Source organism: Armatimonadota bacterium (assembly GCA_018268395.1).
Lineage (GTDB): Bacteria > Armatimonadota > Fimbriimonadia > Fimbriimonadales > Fimbriimonadaceae > JAEURO01.
Genome location: JAFDWQ010000009.1, coordinates 65,848 through 83,162, shown reverse-complemented (window position 1 = coordinate 83,162; position 17,315 = coordinate 65,848). Strand labels below are relative to the sequence as shown.

General features: G+C 62.9%; 14 protein-coding genes. 8 read left to right on the top strand and 6 right to left on the bottom strand.

Annotated features, from left to right (window positions below; genetic code table 11):
* The first annotated feature begins 44 nt into the window (after positions 1–44).
* The 6 genes from JST30_13970 to JST30_13945 all read left to right on the top strand — a co-directional run bounded on the left by JST30_13970 (position 45) and on the right by JST30_13945 (position 7,105).
* Entirely contained in the window at positions 45–1,982 is a 1,938-nt protein-coding gene (locus tag JST30_13970; GenBank protein ID MBS1715432.1) for a polysaccharide biosynthesis protein, read from the top strand.
* A gap of 164 nt (positions 1,983–2,146) precedes the next feature.
* The gene (locus JST30_13965) at positions 2,147–4,321 is read left to right on the top strand and encodes an ATP-binding cassette domain-containing protein (protein ID MBS1715431.1); all 2,175 of its coding nucleotides are present in this window, start codon (positions 2,147–2,149) and stop codon (positions 4,319–4,321) included.
* Complete coding sequence (locus tag JST30_13960) at positions 4,318–5,301, top strand: GNAT family N-acetyltransferase (GenBank protein MBS1715430.1); 984 nt, start codon at positions 4,318–4,320, stop codon at positions 5,299–5,301. The genes JST30_13965 and JST30_13960 overlap by 4 nt, the downstream gene beginning before the upstream one ends.
* Positions 5,298–5,792, top strand: a complete 495-nt coding sequence (locus JST30_13955) for a DUF1854 domain-containing protein (GenBank protein MBS1715429.1) — start codon at positions 5,298–5,300, stop codon at positions 5,790–5,792. Before JST30_13960 ends, JST30_13955 begins: the two co-directional genes overlap by 4 nt.
* A gap of 28 nt (positions 5,793–5,820) precedes the next feature.
* Positions 5,821–6,408, top strand: coding sequence for a hypothetical protein (locus JST30_13950; GenBank protein ID MBS1715428.1), 588 nt, complete (start codon positions 5,821–5,823; stop codon positions 6,406–6,408).
* 82 nt (positions 6,409–6,490) lie between these two features.
* Positions 6,491–7,105, top strand: coding sequence for a hypothetical protein (locus tag JST30_13945; protein MBS1715427.1), 615 nt, complete (start codon positions 6,491–6,493; stop codon positions 7,103–7,105).
* On the opposite strand, the gene JST30_13940 is transcribed toward JST30_13945, so the two are convergent.
* A complete protein-coding gene (locus tag JST30_13940; GenBank protein MBS1715426.1) occupies positions 7,102–8,115 on the bottom strand; it encodes a hypothetical protein in 1,014 nt (337 codons plus the stop codon). The two genes, JST30_13945 and JST30_13940, sit on opposite strands and share 4 nt — an antisense overlap.
* 22 nt (positions 8,116–8,137) lie before the next feature.
* Between JST30_13940 and JST30_13935 the strand changes: the two genes are divergently transcribed.
* Both JST30_13935 and JST30_13930 read left to right on the top strand, forming a co-directional pair.
* On the top strand, positions 8,138–9,760 hold the full coding sequence (locus JST30_13935) for a DUF3142 domain-containing protein (GenBank protein MBS1715425.1): 1,623 nt from the start codon (positions 8,138–8,140) through the stop codon (positions 9,758–9,760).
* Entirely contained in the window at positions 9,757–12,090 is a 2,334-nt protein-coding gene (locus JST30_13930; protein ID MBS1715424.1) for a tetratricopeptide repeat protein, read from the top strand. Before JST30_13935 ends, JST30_13930 begins: the two co-directional genes overlap by 4 nt.
* Positions 12,091–12,096: 6 nt before the next feature.
* Here the strand turns inward: JST30_13930 and JST30_13925 are convergent, their stop codons facing one another.
* Genes JST30_13925 through JST30_13905 form a run of 5 tightly spaced genes read right to left on the bottom strand, consistent with a single transcriptional unit; the run spans position 12,097 to position 17,315 of the window.
* Positions 12,097–12,666 (bottom strand): hypothetical protein, encoded by a 570-nt coding sequence (locus JST30_13925; GenBank protein MBS1715423.1) that lies wholly within the window; start codon positions 12,664–12,666, stop codon positions 12,097–12,099.
* A gap of 5 nt (positions 12,667–12,671) precedes the next feature.
* A complete protein-coding gene (locus JST30_13920) occupies positions 12,672–14,891 on the bottom strand; it encodes a S9 family peptidase (protein ID MBS1715422.1) in 2,220 nt (739 codons plus the stop codon).
* A gap of 33 nt (positions 14,892–14,924) precedes the next feature.
* A complete protein-coding gene (locus JST30_13915) occupies positions 14,925–15,665 on the bottom strand; it encodes a hypothetical protein (protein MBS1715421.1) in 741 nt (246 codons plus the stop codon).
* Positions 15,662–16,375, bottom strand: a complete 714-nt coding sequence (locus tag JST30_13910) for a hypothetical protein (protein MBS1715420.1) — start codon at positions 16,373–16,375, stop codon at positions 15,662–15,664. Before JST30_13910 ends, JST30_13915 begins: the two co-directional genes overlap by 4 nt.
* Positions 16,376–16,400: 25 nt before the next feature.
* Positions 16,401–17,315: a glycosyltransferase gene (locus tag JST30_13905; GenBank protein MBS1715419.1), complete on the bottom strand. Its 915-nt coding sequence runs from the start codon at positions 17,313–17,315 to the stop codon at positions 16,401–16,403.

The window sequence follows — 17,315 nt, the reverse complement described above, 5'->3', positions numbered from 1 at the left end:
TATGATCCACGGGTTGCCTTAGTTCAGGGATCGGAACTCTTGCCATGCAGGGATGGAAACGGCTATCGAAGGCGAGGTGGGCGGCACTTCTTGGTATCGTCGTCGCCGATTTGTTCTTGGTCAACATCGCTCTTGCGGTGTCGGTCGGTATCTCGCACGACGTCCGGTTCCTTGATGCCGTCGTAGGTTACGCCCTACGGGTCGCCCTGCCGGTCAACGTCGTGACCGTTCTGCTGTTCTGGTGGAGAAGGCTTCATCGGATCAATGCCCGGTTCCTCGGGATCGTCGACCTCCTGAACATCTCGGGCGTCGGACTGGCTCTCGGAGTGACCTTGGCCGTGACGATGAGCTTTTCGGCCCCGACCGATTCGCTCACGCGCCAGTGGACGGCCCCCCTTCTTTTCGCCTTGTTCTCCGCGACCCTTCTCGCGATGTGCCGCGTCTACCAGCGGATGGTCGCGTTCCGGGCCGTGGCCCTGAACAGACCGATGCGCCGATCGTCGAGAAGGATCCTTGTCGTCGGTGCCGGCGACCTAGGAGAGGCCCTGCTCGGTGAGATCGCGAAGTCGGAGTTCGGCGACGCCCACGTCGTCGGGTTCATCGATGACGACCCTCGGCTCCACGGGACGACGATCCACGGCGTCCCTGTCCTTGGCGGTGTCGAGTCTGTCCACAAGCACTCCGAAAAACTTGGCGTCACCGAGATCCTGATCGCGATGCCCAAGGCTTCCGAGGACGAGATGCGACGGGTGTTCAACGCGTGCATCCTGACCGAAGCCCGGGTCAGCGCGCTTCCCCCGCTCTCGCGGTTCGTCGACGGTAGCCACGGCCTCTTGAACCACATGCGAGAGATCAGCGCCGACGAGCTGCTGAAACGGTCGTGCGAAGTCGACGGCATGAAGCAGAGCGCGCGTTACCTGAACGGCGAGCGCGTGCTGATCACGGGCGGAGGCGGATCCATCGGCTCGGAGTTGGCCCGTCAAGTCTCCCTTTTCTCGCCGGCCAGTATGATCCTGGTCGGTAAGGGTGAGAACAGCATCTTCGAAATCGACCAGGAGATGCGGCACGCGAACCTCTTCCAGCCGAACCCCGTCATCTGCGACATCCGTGACCGGCAAGGTCTGGGCAAGGTCTTCCGTGAACACAAACCGACGGTCGTGTTCCACGCCGCCGCGCACAAGCACGTCCCCTTGATGGAAGCGGTTCCCATCGAAGCCGTCCGGAACAACGTCTTCGGGACGCTCAACGTGGCCGAAGAAGCGCTGCGTGCCGGGGTCGAGCGGTTCATCCTGGTCTCGACCGACAAAGCCGTCAACCCGTCGAACGTGATGGGAGCGACCAAACGGGTCGCAGAGATGATCGTCTCGGCGATGTCGAAACGGAGCGACACGAGCTTCTCGGCGGTCCGGTTCGGCAACGTCCTGGGTAGCCGCGGCTCGCTCATCCCCACGCTGAAGAAGCAGATCCTTTCGGGCGGGCCGATCACCTTGACCCACCCCGAGATGACCCGGTTCTTCATGACCATCCCGGAATCGGTCCAACTGATCGTACAAGCGGGCGCAATGGGCAACAAAGGCGAGGTCTTCATCCTGGACATGGGCGACCCGGTGTCGATCGTCGATCTGGCGAAAGGCATGATTCGGCTTCATGGACTGGTGCCAGGGCAGGACATCGAGATCAAGTACACCGGGATCCGCCCGGGCGAGAAGATCCATGAAGAGCTGTCGATGGACATCGAGGACCTCTTGCCGAGCGGTCACAAACGCATCCGAATGGTCCGCAGCCAGCAGACCATCGAGTGGGAATGGTTGAAGGCCAAGCTCGACGAACTACAGCGGCTTTGTGACGCGGGCGACGAGTCCGAAGTCCGGGCGTTCCTCATGGAACTCGCCTGGGGCAAGACGATGCCTCCGATGACCGGAAGCGCCGTCGTCTGGGAAGGCGACGTCGCCGAACAGGCCGCCCAAGAGTCGTCCAACTGACCGTCCTAGGCCCTGGTAACCGCTCGGTGCTATGGTGAATCCCTCCTGTCGCCGCCCAGGAGCCGTCACCTCGATCTTTTAGGTTCAAAGTGCCCCGGTCGCGCTGAAGCGACCGACCCTCGACGGGCACCCCGACCCCGGTCCTACGGGCCTCAACCCGTCACATGTTAGCGAAAGAACCCTCCTCTGAGGCGTCTTTGGCGTCGGTTCCGCTCATCGAGCTCAAGGCCGACTTGACCGAAGACGCCCTGTACGGTACACGTCGGCTGGTCGTCACCGCCGACGACGTCGCCGTGCTCGATGCCGGCGGTGCCCGCTTGATGCGGGTGCCGATGTCCGACATCAAGACGGCGCGTCACGAACCCTTGACCAGCGGCGGACGGCTCCTGATCCGGCTCAAATCCGGAGAAGAAGTCACAGCCGTGACCTACTCGTTGGGCGCAGCCCATCTGTTCAGCGAAGCCGCGCGCGGCATCGAGCAACTCGCCGAGGGCCAGGAACTCTCGATCGATCTGAGCGTCGAGGCGACCCATTGTCCGAAGTGCGGGCGCTTGCTCCCCGAAAAGGACGGCGTCTGCCCCTCGTGCATCAACCGCGGCCGGACGCTTCTCCGCGTCGCCGCTTATCTCCTTCCGTATAAGAAGCAGGCCGCTTGGCTCTGCCTCTTCGCGCTGACCAGCACGGGCCTCAACCTTGTGCCTCCGTACATCCAACGTAAGGTCATCGACGGCCTGACCTCGTCGGACCTGAACAGCGGAATGCTGCTCAGTTGGGTCGGCACATGGTTGGCCGTGGCCTTCTGCTGCGCCGGGCTCCAGATCCTGACCGGACGGACGAACGCGTTCTTGGCCGCAAGCATGGCCGCCGACCTCAGGAGCAAGGTCTACCACGCGGTCGAGATGCTGAACGTCAAGTACTTCGACAAGCGGCCTGTCGGTGCGATCGCCAGCCGTGTCACGAACGACACGGAAAGGCTGTGGTTCTTCCTCGTCGACGGCCTTCCCTTCTTCTGGGCAAACGCCTTGTTGGTCGTGGGTGTGCTTTGCATCCTGCTGGCGACGAGTTGGCAGTTGACCCTCGCGATCCTTTCTCCGATCCCGCTGTTCGTGTTCCTCGGCATGCGGCTGTGGAAACCGCTCGGCAACATGTTCCACAGGGTCAGTCAGAAAATGGCCCGGTTACACATGCACTTGAACGAGTCGCTGAGCGGCATCAGGGTGGTCAAGGCGTTCGTCAAGGAAGAGGACGAGTTCGAGCGGTTCGTCAGGCGCAACCACGAATGGCGCGACGCCGCGATGCGGGCCGAGCAGACGTGGCAGTCGCAGTTCGGCATGATGACCTTCTGCGTGACCCTCGGGACGATGATCCTCTGGGGCTACGGTGGCTGGCTCGTCTTGACGAAGGCGCTGACTCTGGGCCAGTTCGTGATGATGAACTCTTACCTCGGTCTCGTCTATGGGCCGATGCAATGGTTCGCCCAGGTCAACAATTGGTTCAGCAGGGCCATGGCCGGCGCCGAGCGCGTGTTCGAAGTCCTCGACCTGACCCCGGAGACCGGGCCCGGCAAGGGCAAGAAGCTCGCGGTCCGCGGCGAAGTCCGGTTTGAGAACGTGCGGTTCGGTTACGACAAATCGAACCCCGTCATCAAGGGCGTATCGTTCACCGCTAAAGAGGGTGAAATGATCGGCCTGGTCGGACATTCCGGGGCGGGCAAGTCGACCACGATCAACCTGATCGCCCGGTTCTACGAACCGGACACGGGTTCGATCTCGATCGACGGCACGGACTATCGGGAGCTCGACCTCCACGACTACCGGAGCCAGATCGGCATCGTCCTCCAAGAACCGTTCCTCTTCGCAGGGACGATCGCGGAGAACATTGCCTACGGCAAGCCGGGAGCGTCCATGGACCAGATCATGGAAGCGGCCCGCGCCGCGAACGCCCACGACTTCATCTTGTCGAAGCCCGACGGTTACGACACGATGGTCGGCGAGCGCGGCGCGAGGATCTCCGGCGGAGAAAGGCAACGCATCAGCATCGCCCGGGCGATCCTTCACGACCCGAGGATCCTCATCTTGGACGAAGCCACGTCCAGCGTCGACGTCGAAACCGAGCAATTGATCCAGCAAGCGATCCAGCGGCTCGTGTCCGGGCGGACGACGTTCGCGATCGCCCACCGTCTCTCGACCTTGCGCAACGCCGACCGGCTGATCGTTCTCGAGAGGGGCGAAGTCAGCGAGGAAGGCACGCACGAGGAACTGATGGCCAAGAACGGGACCTTCGCGAAGCTCGTGGAGAAACAGAGCCAGATCAACCAAGTGGTAGGGGTGACGGGTTGACCGCACCCCTGACTTCAAGGGACGGTTGGTCGGTCCGGGAGGCCCGTATCCCTGAGGATTCCGAAGCTGTCTGCGCGGTTTCGAACCTCTACGATTCGGATCCGCTTTCGGTCGCAGAGTTCGAGCGGCTCCACGCGACCTGGCCCGAAGAGGATCCTCGTTTGCGGCTGGTCGCGGTCGACGGCGACGGTACGGTCATGGCCGCTTCGCACTGTCGCCGTCGAGCTTCCATGGTCCCTGGACTCTTCTCGCTGTCGGTCAACGTCCTGCCCACCTGGTGCCGGAAGGGCATCGGGTCCGAACTCTTGCGCCGGTCCGAAGCGTTCGCGCTTTCGAATGGCGCGACAAAGGTCACCGCGTTCGTGCCCGACGAGTATCCGTCGGGTCGTCCGTTCACCGAGTCCCATGGATACCGTGAGACGCGACGGCTGTTCGAGTCCGTCTTGTCCGTAGCGTCCGTGGACGATTCGGAGACCGAGAGGACGGTCGCCCGGGCCATAGCCGACGGCCTGACGTTCCAAACCCTTGCCGACTTGGGAGACACCGAGGCCGAGCGGCGCCGACTACACGCCGTCACCGTCGAATGCGACCTTGACGAGCCGGCCACGGCCGAATACGGTGGTCTGGAATGGGGCGACTATTGTCGGTCCGTCTTCGAAGCGGAGTGGTACAGGCCGGAAGGCGTGTTCGTCGCCAAACGGGGCGACGAGTGGGCCGGCGTCCATGTCATCGGGCCAATGACGGGCAGTCCGGTCGCCGACATGACGACGGATTTCACGGGCGTCAGAAGGCCTTTTCGCGGCAAAGGGCTCGCGACCGTCCTTAAGCGCCTTGGGGTCCGCTATGCCTTGCATACCGGTGGGACCAGGATCCTGACCCATAACGACTCGACCAACGTCCCGATGCTGGCCGTCAACCAGAAACTGGGCTTTGTGGCCCGTAGCGGCCTACTGTTCATGACCAAGGAGTTCGAAGTATGACCATCGTCGCACCCAAGCCAAGCCCTGAAGACCGTCTCAATCTTTTCTATGAACCGGAGGGCCGACTACGGCTGACCGCCGGCAACGCCAGCTATCTTCAGGTGAAGCCGGTCTGGGCGTCTCCTCTCTCGTTCCCTGGGAAGTTCTTGGCCCTCGTCGACGGCAAGGACCAAGAGATCGTGATGCTGACCGAGGGTCTGCAGACTCTCGAGGCCGAGTCACGCGCGATCGTCGAGCAGGAACTTCACAAGCGTTACCTCAACGCTCGCGTCGTTTCGATCGACGCCGTCAAGACCGAGTTCGGGATCACGTACTGGTCGGTCCAGACAGACCGCGGGCCGCGCGAGCTCGTGACACAAAGCCTTCAAGAAAACGCGAACTGGATGTCGACGAACGTCCTCATGCTGAACGACGTGGACGGAAACAAGTACGAGATCCAGGTCGACACTTTGGACGAGCGGAGCCGAAGGTTCGTCGATATGACCGTCTGATCGCCGAAACCTGAAGTATCCTGAAAGGATGCTGAGCGCGATCGCGGCCGTAGTGCTTTCGACGGGCGGCGTCGAGTCTGCGATGCCGTTGGCCCGTTATCCTGCCAAGAGCGATATGCCGGACACGGTGTCCGCAGGAGGCTGGGGGACGTCCACGAACGGTTCGTGGTCGTTGGCGGAAGTGAACGTCAAGGCCGACAGACTGTCGCTCGTCGTCCAGAAGAACGCGTGTTGCGGCCCTGGCGAAGGGAACTGCCCCATGATCGTCGTCCTCGCCAACGGTTCGGCATCCCCCGTCTGGCTAAGGGCGGAGGACAGTTGGGTCGGTCTGATCCGTGAGGCGAAAGACGCCAAAGGCGTATGGCGTCCCGTCGAGTACCGCCCGACCCCTGACTGTGGCAACAGCCGTCACCGGGTGGCCCTGAACGCAGGACGCTGTTTCTCCTGGGACGTCCCGGAGACGAAAGGAGGTTTCGCGACCAAGAGCCGCTACGTCCTGGTCGGGCAGGACGACACGTTATGGTCGAACGAGTTTGACGCGAAGATCGATCCGGCATCGTTCGTCCCTCCGGCCGATTTCCCGAGACTTCATCAAGTCCCTGCGAAGCGGCTGTGAGTCACAGAGACCAAGCGGGTGAGGGATGACTGTCCTCCTAGGGGCTTGCCTTTTGGTAGGCCAGGATCCGTCGCAAGTCAAGATGCCGCCTCTCGTGCCGTTCGCCGTCGGGGAATCGGTCGAGAGACGCTTGACGGTCACGGCGCTCGAGTGCGAAAGCACGATGAAGGACGTTCGCGAAGGAACGGCCCTTGCCCGGTCCGAGGTCCTGACGGCTTCCGGAGACCGTTTCACGAGAGTGACGGTCGGACTACAGGGGCAGCCGCAGACGGTGTTCACCTTACGGTGCGACAAGTACGCGCTTCTCGTCGAAGCGACCGTCGAAAAGGGAGAGGACCCGAGCGGGTTCCACCGCTTGATGTTGTTCCTTCGGCAACCGCTCCTCAAACCCGGCGTGAGCGCCACCGACGGGACATGGTCCGTCTCCCTTGCGAATCCGCTTCCCGCTTCCAAAGGCGAACTGGACGTCACCTGTCGTCTGGAGCGGCTCGAAGGGGAGAGCCCCCAGTTCCGATTGACGCAGAAGACCGGCCTTCTCAAACTGGGACCGACGGCACAAGCCGAAGTCACGACCGTCCTGACGTTGAACGCCCGGGACGGTCGTGTGGTAGGGGTCGTCGAGTCGGCCGACCTTTATGCCGACGGCATGAAGAAGCAGACCGTCGTGCACGAGGAACGTCCGATGTCCAAGGACTAGCGCAGGCGTTTCAGCAACGTCACACGGCCGATCGGAACCCACTCTGCGACCAGAATGTCGCCGTTCCGGAGGAACACGGCGTCGTGAGGATGGATGAACTTGCCAGGGACGAAGTCGGACCTCGGATGGCCACGTAAGTCGGTCGGTGCCCCGTCGCCGAGTTGCACCGCGACCTTGTTGTCTTCGTCCAAGACGGTGACGATGGACTCGAGGTCCGGGACGAGCAGTTCATGGCCCCGTACGGAGAAGTGGCACGGCAGCCTCATGCCGTCGGTCACGAATTTGACGTGACGTCCGTCAAGGGAAAAGTATTGAAGCCGCCGGTTGGCGCGGTCGGCGACGACGAGCATGGGCTCCTTGCCACGAGGGTCGAGCCATATTCCGTGGGGCTGTTGGACTTTTCCGGGTTCCTTGCCCGGTCCGCCGAAGGTGCGGATCCATTCGCCCTTGATGTCGTAATGATGGATCCAGTTCGACCCGTAGCCGTCGGCGACGTAGAAGTCCCCGTTCGGAGAGAAAGCGACGTTGGTCGGGATGTACGGCGCACCGTCCTTGTAGACGCCCGGCTGTTCGGGCAGTCCCATTTCCCAAAGGACTTTGCCGTCGAGGGTCGTCTTGCTGACGTTCCGTCGGTTCGTGTCGCAATGGTAGATGACCTCCTCCTTTCCTTCCTTTCGGATGTCGAGGCCGTGCGATCCGCCTTTGAACTGAGGCCCCCAGGACGAGAGGAACTTGCCCTTTTCGTCGAAGACGAGGACTCCGTCGGCCGATTCGCTCGTCGGATGGACGGTGTGGCTCAGGTAGATCCGGCCCTTGGAGTCTTGAGCCAACCCGTGAGTGTCCCCGTACTTGATCGTGCTCGGGGGCACGAGCCAGTCCGGCACCCATTCGTACCGGTGCGAACCAGAACCGAGGACGATCTTCTTCTCTTGGCCGCGTGCGAGCGGGGCTACGGTCAAGGCGGTAGCGGCCAAGGCGGACTGGGCAAGGAACTCGCGGCGGGTCGGCATCGGCCACATTCTACTGGCCCCGATGGCGAGATCCGTCGACGTGACGGCTTCGGCCCGGTCGGCGTGCAAGAATAGTGCGGTGAAACTCCGGACGGCCGCGGCACTCTTCGGTGCGGTCGTCCTCGCCGGAGTGATCGGTTCCATCGTTCGGCCCCGCCCGCATCCGGCGCCGCTCCAGCGCTCCTATTGGTACTGGCATTCGCCGTTCGCCCTGACGGCCGAAGAGTGCCGCGACCTCAGGTCCCTCGGGGTCGGCTCCCTCTTCGTCCGGGCGGGGACCTTCAGTCAGAACGGGCGAGAAGCCGTGCCCGTTTTCCCACAGAGCTTCGGTCAAGGTTGCGGCGCGTTCCCCGTCCACTTGGTCTTCAACGGCGACGCCGGCTTCGTCCGTCATTTCGGCGACTTCGAGACGTCCGCCCTGAGTGCTTCGATGTGCGCCGTCATCAGGGACTCCGTCCAAAGGGCGGAACGGGCGGGCGTCCGCGTCGTCGGTGTGCAATTGGACATCGATAGTCCGACCCGGCTCCTCCCACGCTACTCCCAAATCGTCCGGAACGTGCGGGCCGGCCTCGATCGACGACTTCAGTTCTCCGTAACAGGACTGACAAGCTGGCTCGGGACCGAAGGCGCCCTGAGACTTTCTCGTGAAGTGGACTTTATGGTGCCGCAGGCCTATGAGGGAAAGACCGGCACGACCCTCTCGACTGTCAGGCCCGTGTCCGACAAGGCGACCTTGGTCACGGCGATGAAGAAGGCCGAGTCCCTGGCCTGTCCTTACTGGATCGGGATCCCAGCTTACGGCCGAGCCTATCTCTTCGACGATAAGGACAGATTGGTCGGCACCTACAAGGGCCTTGAAGCGCAGGACGCTTTTCGACACCCGTCGTTCCGTTTCGTCGCGGGTTTCGGCTGTGACTCAGGAGGCCGGCGCGTCTCCGGACGGAAAGAATGGAGCGGCGAACGGATCCTCTTGTTCAAAGCGGTCCGACCCGCGCCCGACGGACGAGGAGTCGGCTATTCTCTGGCGTTCACGGTTCCGGCTCCCGATCAACCCGCTGAATCTGAGCGGCTCGTCCAAGCGCAGAGAGGCGAACGTTGCGTCGGGACCATCCTCTTCAGGATGCCACGACAAGGATCGTCCTTTTCGCTGCCTTTGGCTACGGTCCTGTCCAAAGTTCAGGGGCGTTCGCCCCGACCAGGCTTGGACGTCGACGTCACGGCTCGGCAGGACGCCTACGACGTGGTCGACGGCGTTCGGAAGCAGGTCCCCATCGACCTGTGGATCGAAGTCAAGAACACCGGCGACTCTCCGTCGGCCGTGGACCCCGATGCCGTCCGTTTGACGATCGGACTCGACAGACCCGGCATTGAAGGCGTCCGTCTCCGGGATTTCGACTCTGTCCGCTATCAAAGGGGCTCTGGCGAGGGGGGTGTGGAGTGCCGCCCTGGCGAAGCGGACCGCCTCATTTTCACCAAAAGGTTCATCGGTTTTCATGAAAGGTGCGTCATCGGGCCGCTACGTCTGGCTTCAAACGTCCTTCCCCACGTCACAATAGCGTGGAGCGTCATGGAGCCGTCCGGTTTTGACCGAGTCGCCGCGCATCGGGGCCCGATCGCCGTCGCCCTGGGGCAGGCCGGACCGTGAGCCGGGCACTCGTGACCAAAGCGCTGGCCGCCGGATCGGTGCTTGCGACCGTTGCCCTTGCCGCATGGGTCGCGGCGTGTTACGGCGACAACGTCGACTCCGTCCACTTCTATGGCTCTTTCGGTGAACCGGACGTCGATTTCGGTCGCGTCCCCCAAAAGTGGATGGCGCCAGGCTGGAACAACGAAGTCCGGCGCGGCGGGACGAAGTACGGTTGGGAACAGCAGGAAGTCTACGACGAAAGACTCGGTCTTGAGGCGTTCGGCGACGGGCTGGACGAATGGGACGATCAAGGCCCGGCCCGTTTCGCGAAAAAGGTCCGTGCCGCCCGGAACCGGGAAGTCCAAAACGACTTCAAGACAGCCGTCGACATGTACGGAGAGACCGCCGAGACGCGAAGCCTGAAGTCGTTCGTCCAAGACCGTAAGGAACTGATCCGTGAGGGCCTTGACTCGGACGATCTTGGCGTCGGAACCTATCTCCGCGAGAGGTACCTGATCGAGTTCGGCAATCCCAAGGAGAAGGAGCGCGCCGTACTGGCGCTACGGAACCTCAAGGCCGGCACTCGATTGCGGCCCCATGTGGAATACGCCGTCGCCGCCGCCACGGTCTATCCCGACCGACGGTCGCGAGCAGAGGCGTTCGTCAAAGTAGCCGATCTCGCACCGAAAGCTCCTCGTGCTGAATCTGCGCTCGTCATGGCTGCGCGTTCCTGGCTCGAGGACGCTTCCGGGGAAAGACCCGACGTCGTCCAAGGCGAGCCTGTCTTGCGCAGACTGTTGCGACAGTTTCCGGAGACCCGGTTTCGGGGCAACGTCTTGGGCTGGCTGGCACGTTGCCGGGCAGGACAGGGGGACGCCCAAGGCGCCCTTGCCCTCTACGTCCGACAGAGCGCATCGAGCGATCCTTCTGAGGCATGGAAGGGCCATGCCGCCCTCGCGGAACGGGCCGAGTCGGAAGGACGGATTGCGGCCGCGGTCGTTCACGGGATCCGCCAGCGGTCCCTAGAAGTGCCGATCGTTTCCCAGCGGGAATCCGCGAAAGAACTTCGAAGACTGTTCCGGTCCCTCACTTCGGACCAGTCGGCCGACGTACAGAGAGCGGTCCGAAGCGACCCGACCTTGGTCGGGCCTTACTTGACGTTCCGGCTCGAAGACACGGCGATGGACGTCCGGCAAGAACGGAACCTCCTCCGGTTTGCGGCCTCCTGCCTGAACGGGGCGAGGAACGTCGGCCCGGACGCCTTTCCACGGCTCGCACAACTGGCCTATGATTGCGGATCGTATTCACAGGGCCTCAGGTGGGCTAGAGCGGGCCGTTCGGCGCGAGGCCGTAGCAAGGACAGAGCTCTCTACTGCGAGGCTGCCTGCTTGTCGCGGTTGGGGCGGAGGTCGGAGGCGCTCCGCGTGTTCGAACGGCTTTATCGGCGCGGCCCTGAGCCGTACGTCAAGCAGAGCACGGCCGAAAACCTGGCTCTTCTTCACGAGAAGGTCGGAGATCCGGTCCGTGCCTTCGCCTTGTACGACGAATGGGGCTACGAAGACGACGCCGCTGTCATGGCCGACGCCGTTTTGACACCGAAGCAACTGGAGCGGGCGGCCCGAACCGTCAAAGACCCCGCGCGACGAACGGTCCTCGAATTCACATTGGCGATGCGCTATTTCCGGATCGGCGAATACCGGAACGCGCACCGGATCCTGGCGTCCATGCCCCAACCCCTCCGGACACGGGGCGGACTCTCCAAGGACAGGTTCCTGTCCATGCGGGAGTACGTGTATGACGGTGAGCCTCCGAAGATCGTCGACCCGCTGGCCGATGTCGACGCCCTGTGGGCGTTGCGACAGAAGGCCGAGGCCGCTCATGGACAAGAGGCTCGTGCCGAAGCCCTTTACGACATGGCCCGATACGTTCATGACCGCCGCAACTTGATGTTCTACAGCCCCGGGCTTTGGGAGGGCAGGCGGGCCACGTCGTTCTCGGTCTTCTGGAACCCCCGTGTCAACACAGGGGCATGGGGCCGGAAGGTGCGGGCCTACGGCTACGAACACGAGTGCTACGCCCACGTCGTGAGACTCTGCGAAGAACTCGTCGAGAGATGTCCGCGCTCGAACCTCGTGCCGAAGGCTCTGTACACTGCGGGTGTAGCCGCCGAGCGGCTTTCTCGGTTCAACACATGGTGGGAGCCGGAGTCGGCCGGCCTCACAGGGAAGGCGATCGGACTCATGCGGAGGCTCGCCGTGCGCTATCCGAATTCCGTCTTCGCCAAGGACGCGAACAAGTACGCCGCCGAATGGAAGTCTTCGTTGGACAAGCCCGATTGGAACGAATGACCCCGGTCAAGGGTCGGCGACGATCATGTCGAAGACATTGAAGTAGAGGAGGGCGCCACCGCCGAGACAGCAGGCGACGAGGATCCGCTCGCCGAGCCCGACAAAGAGCACGCTCGTCACCGCGCCGACCGTCGCCCCCGACGCAAGGATTTTGACGATGGGCTCGTCCATCTCCCAAGCGATGAGGAACAACCACAAGGTCGTGGCGACGGCACAGCCGATGAACGCAAGTTGGTGGACGTCCGACAAGGGGTTTGTCAACGCGATGACGGCGAGCAAGAGGACGTCCAAGGCGAGGAAGACCGCCGCTCCCCAGCGTCGGTGACGTCCCAGCCGAAAGGCCAAGAGGGACAGGACGGCGGCCGCCGTCAGGAACACCGTGACCGCGGCCCAGTGTCCCCGGGAGAGGCTCAAGCTGATCGCTTCGTTGAGACCGGTCGACCGCCCGGGTTCCGGGACCGACAAGGCTACAGCAGAAGCGACGGACGAGACCGCCATTACCCGGTCCGTCCAGATCCAGGCGAGGCTCCGCCGCCGTCGGCGCCAAACCGGGACGAAACCCTCCTTGACCCGCATCGTCTTCAGTCAGACGCCGTGTTCCAGTCAGGAGGTTCGACTCCGAGGAGGTGCCGGACGAAGAAGTCCCGGCGCTTTCGCTCGCCGTAAGGGCCACCGTCGGTGTGGTCCATGCCTGGCAAGATTAAGAAGTCGAATTCCTTCTTGGCCTTGATCAAGGCGTCGACCAACCGGAGGGTGGATTCTGGCGGAACGTTCCGGTCGAGCTCGCCGACCATGAGCAAGAGCTTGCCTCGAAGGTTCTTGGCGTTGGTCAGGTTCGACTGCTCTTCATAGTGCGGACCGACGGGATAGCCCATCCACTGTTCGTTCCACCACACCTTATCCATGCGGTTGTCGTGGCATCCACAGCTCGAGACCCCGACCTTGTAGAACTCGGGATGGAAGAGAAGAGCGGCGGTCGATTCCTGCCCGCCTGCGCTCGTCCCGTAGACCCCGACACGGTCCAAGTCGACGCTCTTGTCTTTGGAGGCCAACGCCTTCATCCACTGGATCCGGTCGGGAAACCCCGCGTCGGCCAAGTTCTTGTAACACACGTCGTGGAACGCCTTACCCCGGTTGTTGGTCCCCATCCCGTCGATCTGGACGACGATGAATCCCAGTTCAGCGAGTTGTTGCATCCGGGTGACCGGCGTGAACCTACGGGGGACAAAACTGTCGTGCGGGCCGGCGTAGAGGTTCTCGATGACGGGGTACTTCTTCTTCGGGTCGAAGTCCGAGGGCCGACAGACGATCCCCCAAATGTCGGTCTTGCCGTCACGCCCTTTCGCGACGAACGGCTCGGGCTGTCGGAACCGCAGGCTCTTGAGCCCGGAAGCGTCGCACGATCCGAGGTCCGAAGACGTCTTGCCGTCCGCGTCCCGGAACACGAAGGACGGAGGCCCGTCGACGCGGGACACGGTATCGACGAATCCAGAACGGTCGGGCGACCATGCGATCGCATGGTCGCCCGATTCAGGCGTCAAGTCGGTGAGGCCGCTCCCGTCCAGTCCGATCTTGTACAAGTGGAGCCAATAGGGGTTCGTGTCTTTGCCGCAAGCCGTGAACCAGACCTGGCCCGCTGCTTCGTCGACCTTGATGATGTCCTTCACGACCCATGGGCCGCGGGTCAGTTGCCGTTCGACCGACCCGTCGGGGGCGATGACGTAAAGATGGCCCCAACCGTCCCGTTCGGACCGCCAGAGCAACCGTTTCGATCGTTCGAGCAACCTGAGGGAAATGTTGGAGACGTCGACAAAGGTCGGCGATCTTTCGTCGACTAAGACCTTGGAACGGCCCGTCGAAGGTTCGACTTCGTGGACCTTGTACTGCTGATAGCCCCTCACCACATGGTCGACGACCAGCCCTCGACTGTCGGCCCACCATCGGTTCGAGGGAGGATCGTTCCAAGGCGCTCCAGACGTGACCATCGGAGGAAGGTCGGAGGGGATCTCCTTTTTCGAAGCGAGTTCCAAGAAGACGAGTTCATAGCGGTCGATCTGGTCCCCAGGAAGGTCGTACGGTCGAGACGTCAGTTTGGCCCGGCCTCCGCCCGACGGCGACGATTCGATCAGATAGACCTCCTTGCGGTCGCCCTTGAGGACCCGGAACGCGGCCACGAACCTGCTGTCAGGCGACCAGGATGGGCCGACCAGGTCACCCGAGGCGCTTTCCATGACCTTGTTGCCCGCCGCGTCGTTGACGATGACCTTTCCGCCGGACAGGACGACGGAGTACTCACCGTTAGGTGAACGTCCGCTCGGCCCTCGCTGGCGGTTTCTTGGTGCGGCGAGGGTCACGGGTGCGGCCGTTACCGCATAGTCTTTGAGCGAACACGTCCAGCCTTTGTCGAAGGCACGGAACGTGACGGTCTCGCCGTTGTCGGCCAAATCGATCGAAGGGAACGGCAGACTGCCGGAGGACACGGACTTGCCGGAAACCGTCGAGAGGGCCACGGCCAGTCGCTCGTGATCGAAAGCGTCTCGGACCTTTCCGGTCTTCGTGTCGACCGTTCGGAACGCGCGCTCACGGCGAGGCTCCCATTGGACGAACCACATCCGGCCGTCGCCCCAGTGCGGCGTCAACGTCAGGTTCTTGACCAAAGTCGGGGCCGCAGTCCTGATCCGATCGGCACGGGCATAAGAGGCCGCTATCGCCTGCTTGTCCGGCCGGTACGGCGTCTGGGCCAGGACGCCTTGGCGAGGTGAGGCCAGCAGGACGGCGAGGACGAAGGACGCCTGTCGCATGATCCGATCATACAGCCGCGACCGGCGACGGGACTACTGCTGAAGTTGGATTTCGAAGGTCCAGTCGGCGATGTTCAGTTCCGGGGGCGATCCGTTCAGTCCGACGACGTCCTCGAAGTCGGGGTCCCCCGAAGGCGGCTCCGTCTGAAAATTCGTGTTCGTGTACTTGCGGGACGTCCTCGTGTCGAGCAGGATCCAGTTGTTCCACTTCGACGGTATCAGTCCGTCGCCCAGCGCGTCCCAGCCGTGGCCGTCCTGCTCGCGGGCATAGTCGTCCATCGTCAAAACGTTGGCCTGGATGCTCAGGATCGAAGGCACGTCCGCCGTCGGCACAAGTTGGCTGAGGTCGACCTCGAACTGAAGGACGTTCGGTTGCCGACCGTCGCGCGGGTCGCTCCTGCTGATCGCATAGCCGGTCAGGCTCCTTTCGTTGAGCGTGGCGTCCTTGAACTTCCAGATCTCGTACGGGTTCGACCCGTTCGGATTGAACTCGATGTAGTGCGTGCAGTTACCGGCGACAAAGCCATTGCCGACGTTGACGTCCGAGGTCACGGGCTTCGGTCCGTCGTCGGTCGGGTTCGAAACCGTCGAGAGGCGTAAAGGGACGATATACCGGTAAGCGAGCCCGCCGGTCTTGACGGCCCCCTCGAGTTTGACCGTCACGATGATGCGTTTCGTGAACAGGTCGGCACCGCCTGCAGGGAACTTGGCGCAAGCGCTCGTCAGGAGTGCCGCTCCGACGACGAGGGTGAACCGTGCGGCCTTGGCGATCATCCTTGTTGAAGACGGAACAAGATCCGCCGGCAGTTCTCGCACTGCATCACCTTGTCGTGGACGAGGGCGTCGAAGAACTTCTCTGAGACAGGCATGCCGCACGCCTCGCACCTGTGATCGTCGCTCACCATAGCCATACCGACGTCAGACTTCTCTCGGATCCTCTCATAGAGGGAGAAGAGCGGGCCAGGGACAGCCGCCTTGGCCGTGGCCCGCTTGGCAGCCTCCCGTTTGTAGGCTTCCTGGAGGCGTACGTGCTCTTCCTTCGCGGCACTCTGCTTTTCGGCGATCGTGCCCCTGAGGGCCGAAATCCGACGTTCGGCTTCCTCGGCCTTGGCTTTTGCGGGCGGGACCTCTTCGTAGAGTTCGAGGAGCCGGTCATCGATCTTGCCCGAACGCTCTTTCAGGCTCGCGATTTCTTTCTCGAGGTTCTCCACCTCGCGCGGGTTGACGACCTTGCCGCCGTAGAGGTCGGACTCGAACTTCTTGACCTTATCGGCGAGGCCCTTTTGCTCCAGTTCGGCGTCTTTCATCTCGGCCGAGAGTTTTCGGGCCGTCCCGAGGACACCGTCGGGGTCGGACTCGATCTCCTTGATCTGCGCCGCTTCGTCCCGGCCGACATCGAGGGCTTTCGCCCGTTGCTGGAACTCGTACAAGGCGGAGTCGATCAGGTGCAGCTTGTAGAGTGCGAAGAGTCCGCCGTCCGCCATCGCCTCATTATGCCGTCCGGCCCCCTTAAATCAGTTTCCGAAAGACCGGCTTGGGCAGGTAGGTGGCCCAAAGGCGGAGGCGGCTCTTCCACCGGCCCGGATCGTGGCGGAGAGACTCCCGGTATGCAGCGCGACCTCCGGCCGGGTCACCGTTCAGTGTCTTCACGGTCCCCAGGCACGCGTAGTTGTGTGCGACGGCGCGTTCCAGTTCCGCCTCTTGAAAACGGCCGCGGTACGAACCCGTCCGCGAGGCGATCCACTCCCGAAGCTTTTCGTCGTCCCTCCAAATGCGATCGAGCTTGTGCGACGCGTTCGCTCCGTGAACGCGATAGAACGTGAGCGGCCGGTCGACGTAGCCGACGTCGTACTGTTCCGCGATCCGCGTCCACATCTGCCAGTCGCCAGAACCGAAATACGACTCGTCGAATCCACCCAGGCGGTCGAAGCATTCTCGGCGCACGAGCGCAGCGCTCGCGATGATCTTGTTCGCCGAGAGCAAGGCGAGAAGGACGTCACCGGTCGCCGTCCGCGGAAATTCGAACCCGAGGGGGGACCCTTCGGTCCGGCGTCCTTCGCCGTCGATGAACCAACCGTCGGTGTGGCAGAGCCCGACTTTCGGATGGGCGTCCATCAAGGCTAACTGGCGTTCCAGTTTCTCGGGCGCCCAGACATCGTCGTCGTTGAGGACGGCGACGAACTCGCCGCGGGCTTCCCTCAACCCGACGTTGAGGGTCGCGTACGTCCCCAAGTTCTGTGGGTTGAAGACGAGGCGGTGCCCGCCGAGGTTCTCGGTGAGCCAGTCGCGCGTCCCGTCGGTCGAACCGTCGTCGAGGGCGATGACCTCGTAGTCCCGGAACGTCTGGCCCAGCACGCCTTCGACGGCCGCAGGAACGTACTTCAGGTGGTTGAAGCAGGTGAGGAGGATGGAAACGCGGGGCAA

Bases quoted from the DNA above. Each gene is read 5' to 3' on its own strand.
- JST30_13925 (MBS1715423.1), bottom strand. From the start codon at position 12,666: ATGCGGGTCAAGGAGGGTTTCGTCCCGGTTTGGCGCCGACGGCGGCGG.
- JST30_13965 (MBS1715431.1), top strand. From the start codon at position 2,147: ATGTTAGCGAAAGAACCCTCCTCTGAGGCGTCTTTGGCGTCGGTTCCG.
- JST30_13920 (MBS1715422.1), bottom strand. From the start codon at position 14,891: ATGCGACAGGCGTCCTTCGTCCTCGCCGTCCTGCTGGCCTCACCTCGC.
- JST30_13915 (MBS1715421.1), bottom strand. From the start codon at position 15,665: ATGATCGCCAAGGCCGCACGGTTCACCCTCGTCGTCGGAGCGGCACTC.
- JST30_13940 (MBS1715426.1), bottom strand. From the start codon at position 8,115: ATGCCGACCCGCCGCGAGTTCCTTGCCCAGTCCGCCTTGGCCGCTACC.
- JST30_13950 (MBS1715428.1), top strand. From the start codon at position 5,821: ATGCTGAGCGCGATCGCGGCCGTAGTGCTTTCGACGGGCGGCGTCGAG.
- JST30_13910 (MBS1715420.1), bottom strand. From the start codon at position 16,375: ATGGCGGACGGCGGACTCTTCGCACTCTACAAGCTGCACCTGATCGAC.
- JST30_13935 (MBS1715425.1), top strand. From the start codon at position 8,138: ATGGCGAGATCCGTCGACGTGACGGCTTCGGCCCGGTCGGCGTGCAAG.
- JST30_13970 (MBS1715432.1), top strand. From the start codon at position 45: ATGCAGGGATGGAAACGGCTATCGAAGGCGAGGTGGGCGGCACTTCTT.
- JST30_13945 (MBS1715427.1), top strand. From the start codon at position 6,491: ATGCCGCCTCTCGTGCCGTTCGCCGTCGGGGAATCGGTCGAGAGACGC.
- JST30_13955 (MBS1715429.1), top strand. From the start codon at position 5,298: ATGACCATCGTCGCACCCAAGCCAAGCCCTGAAGACCGTCTCAATCTT.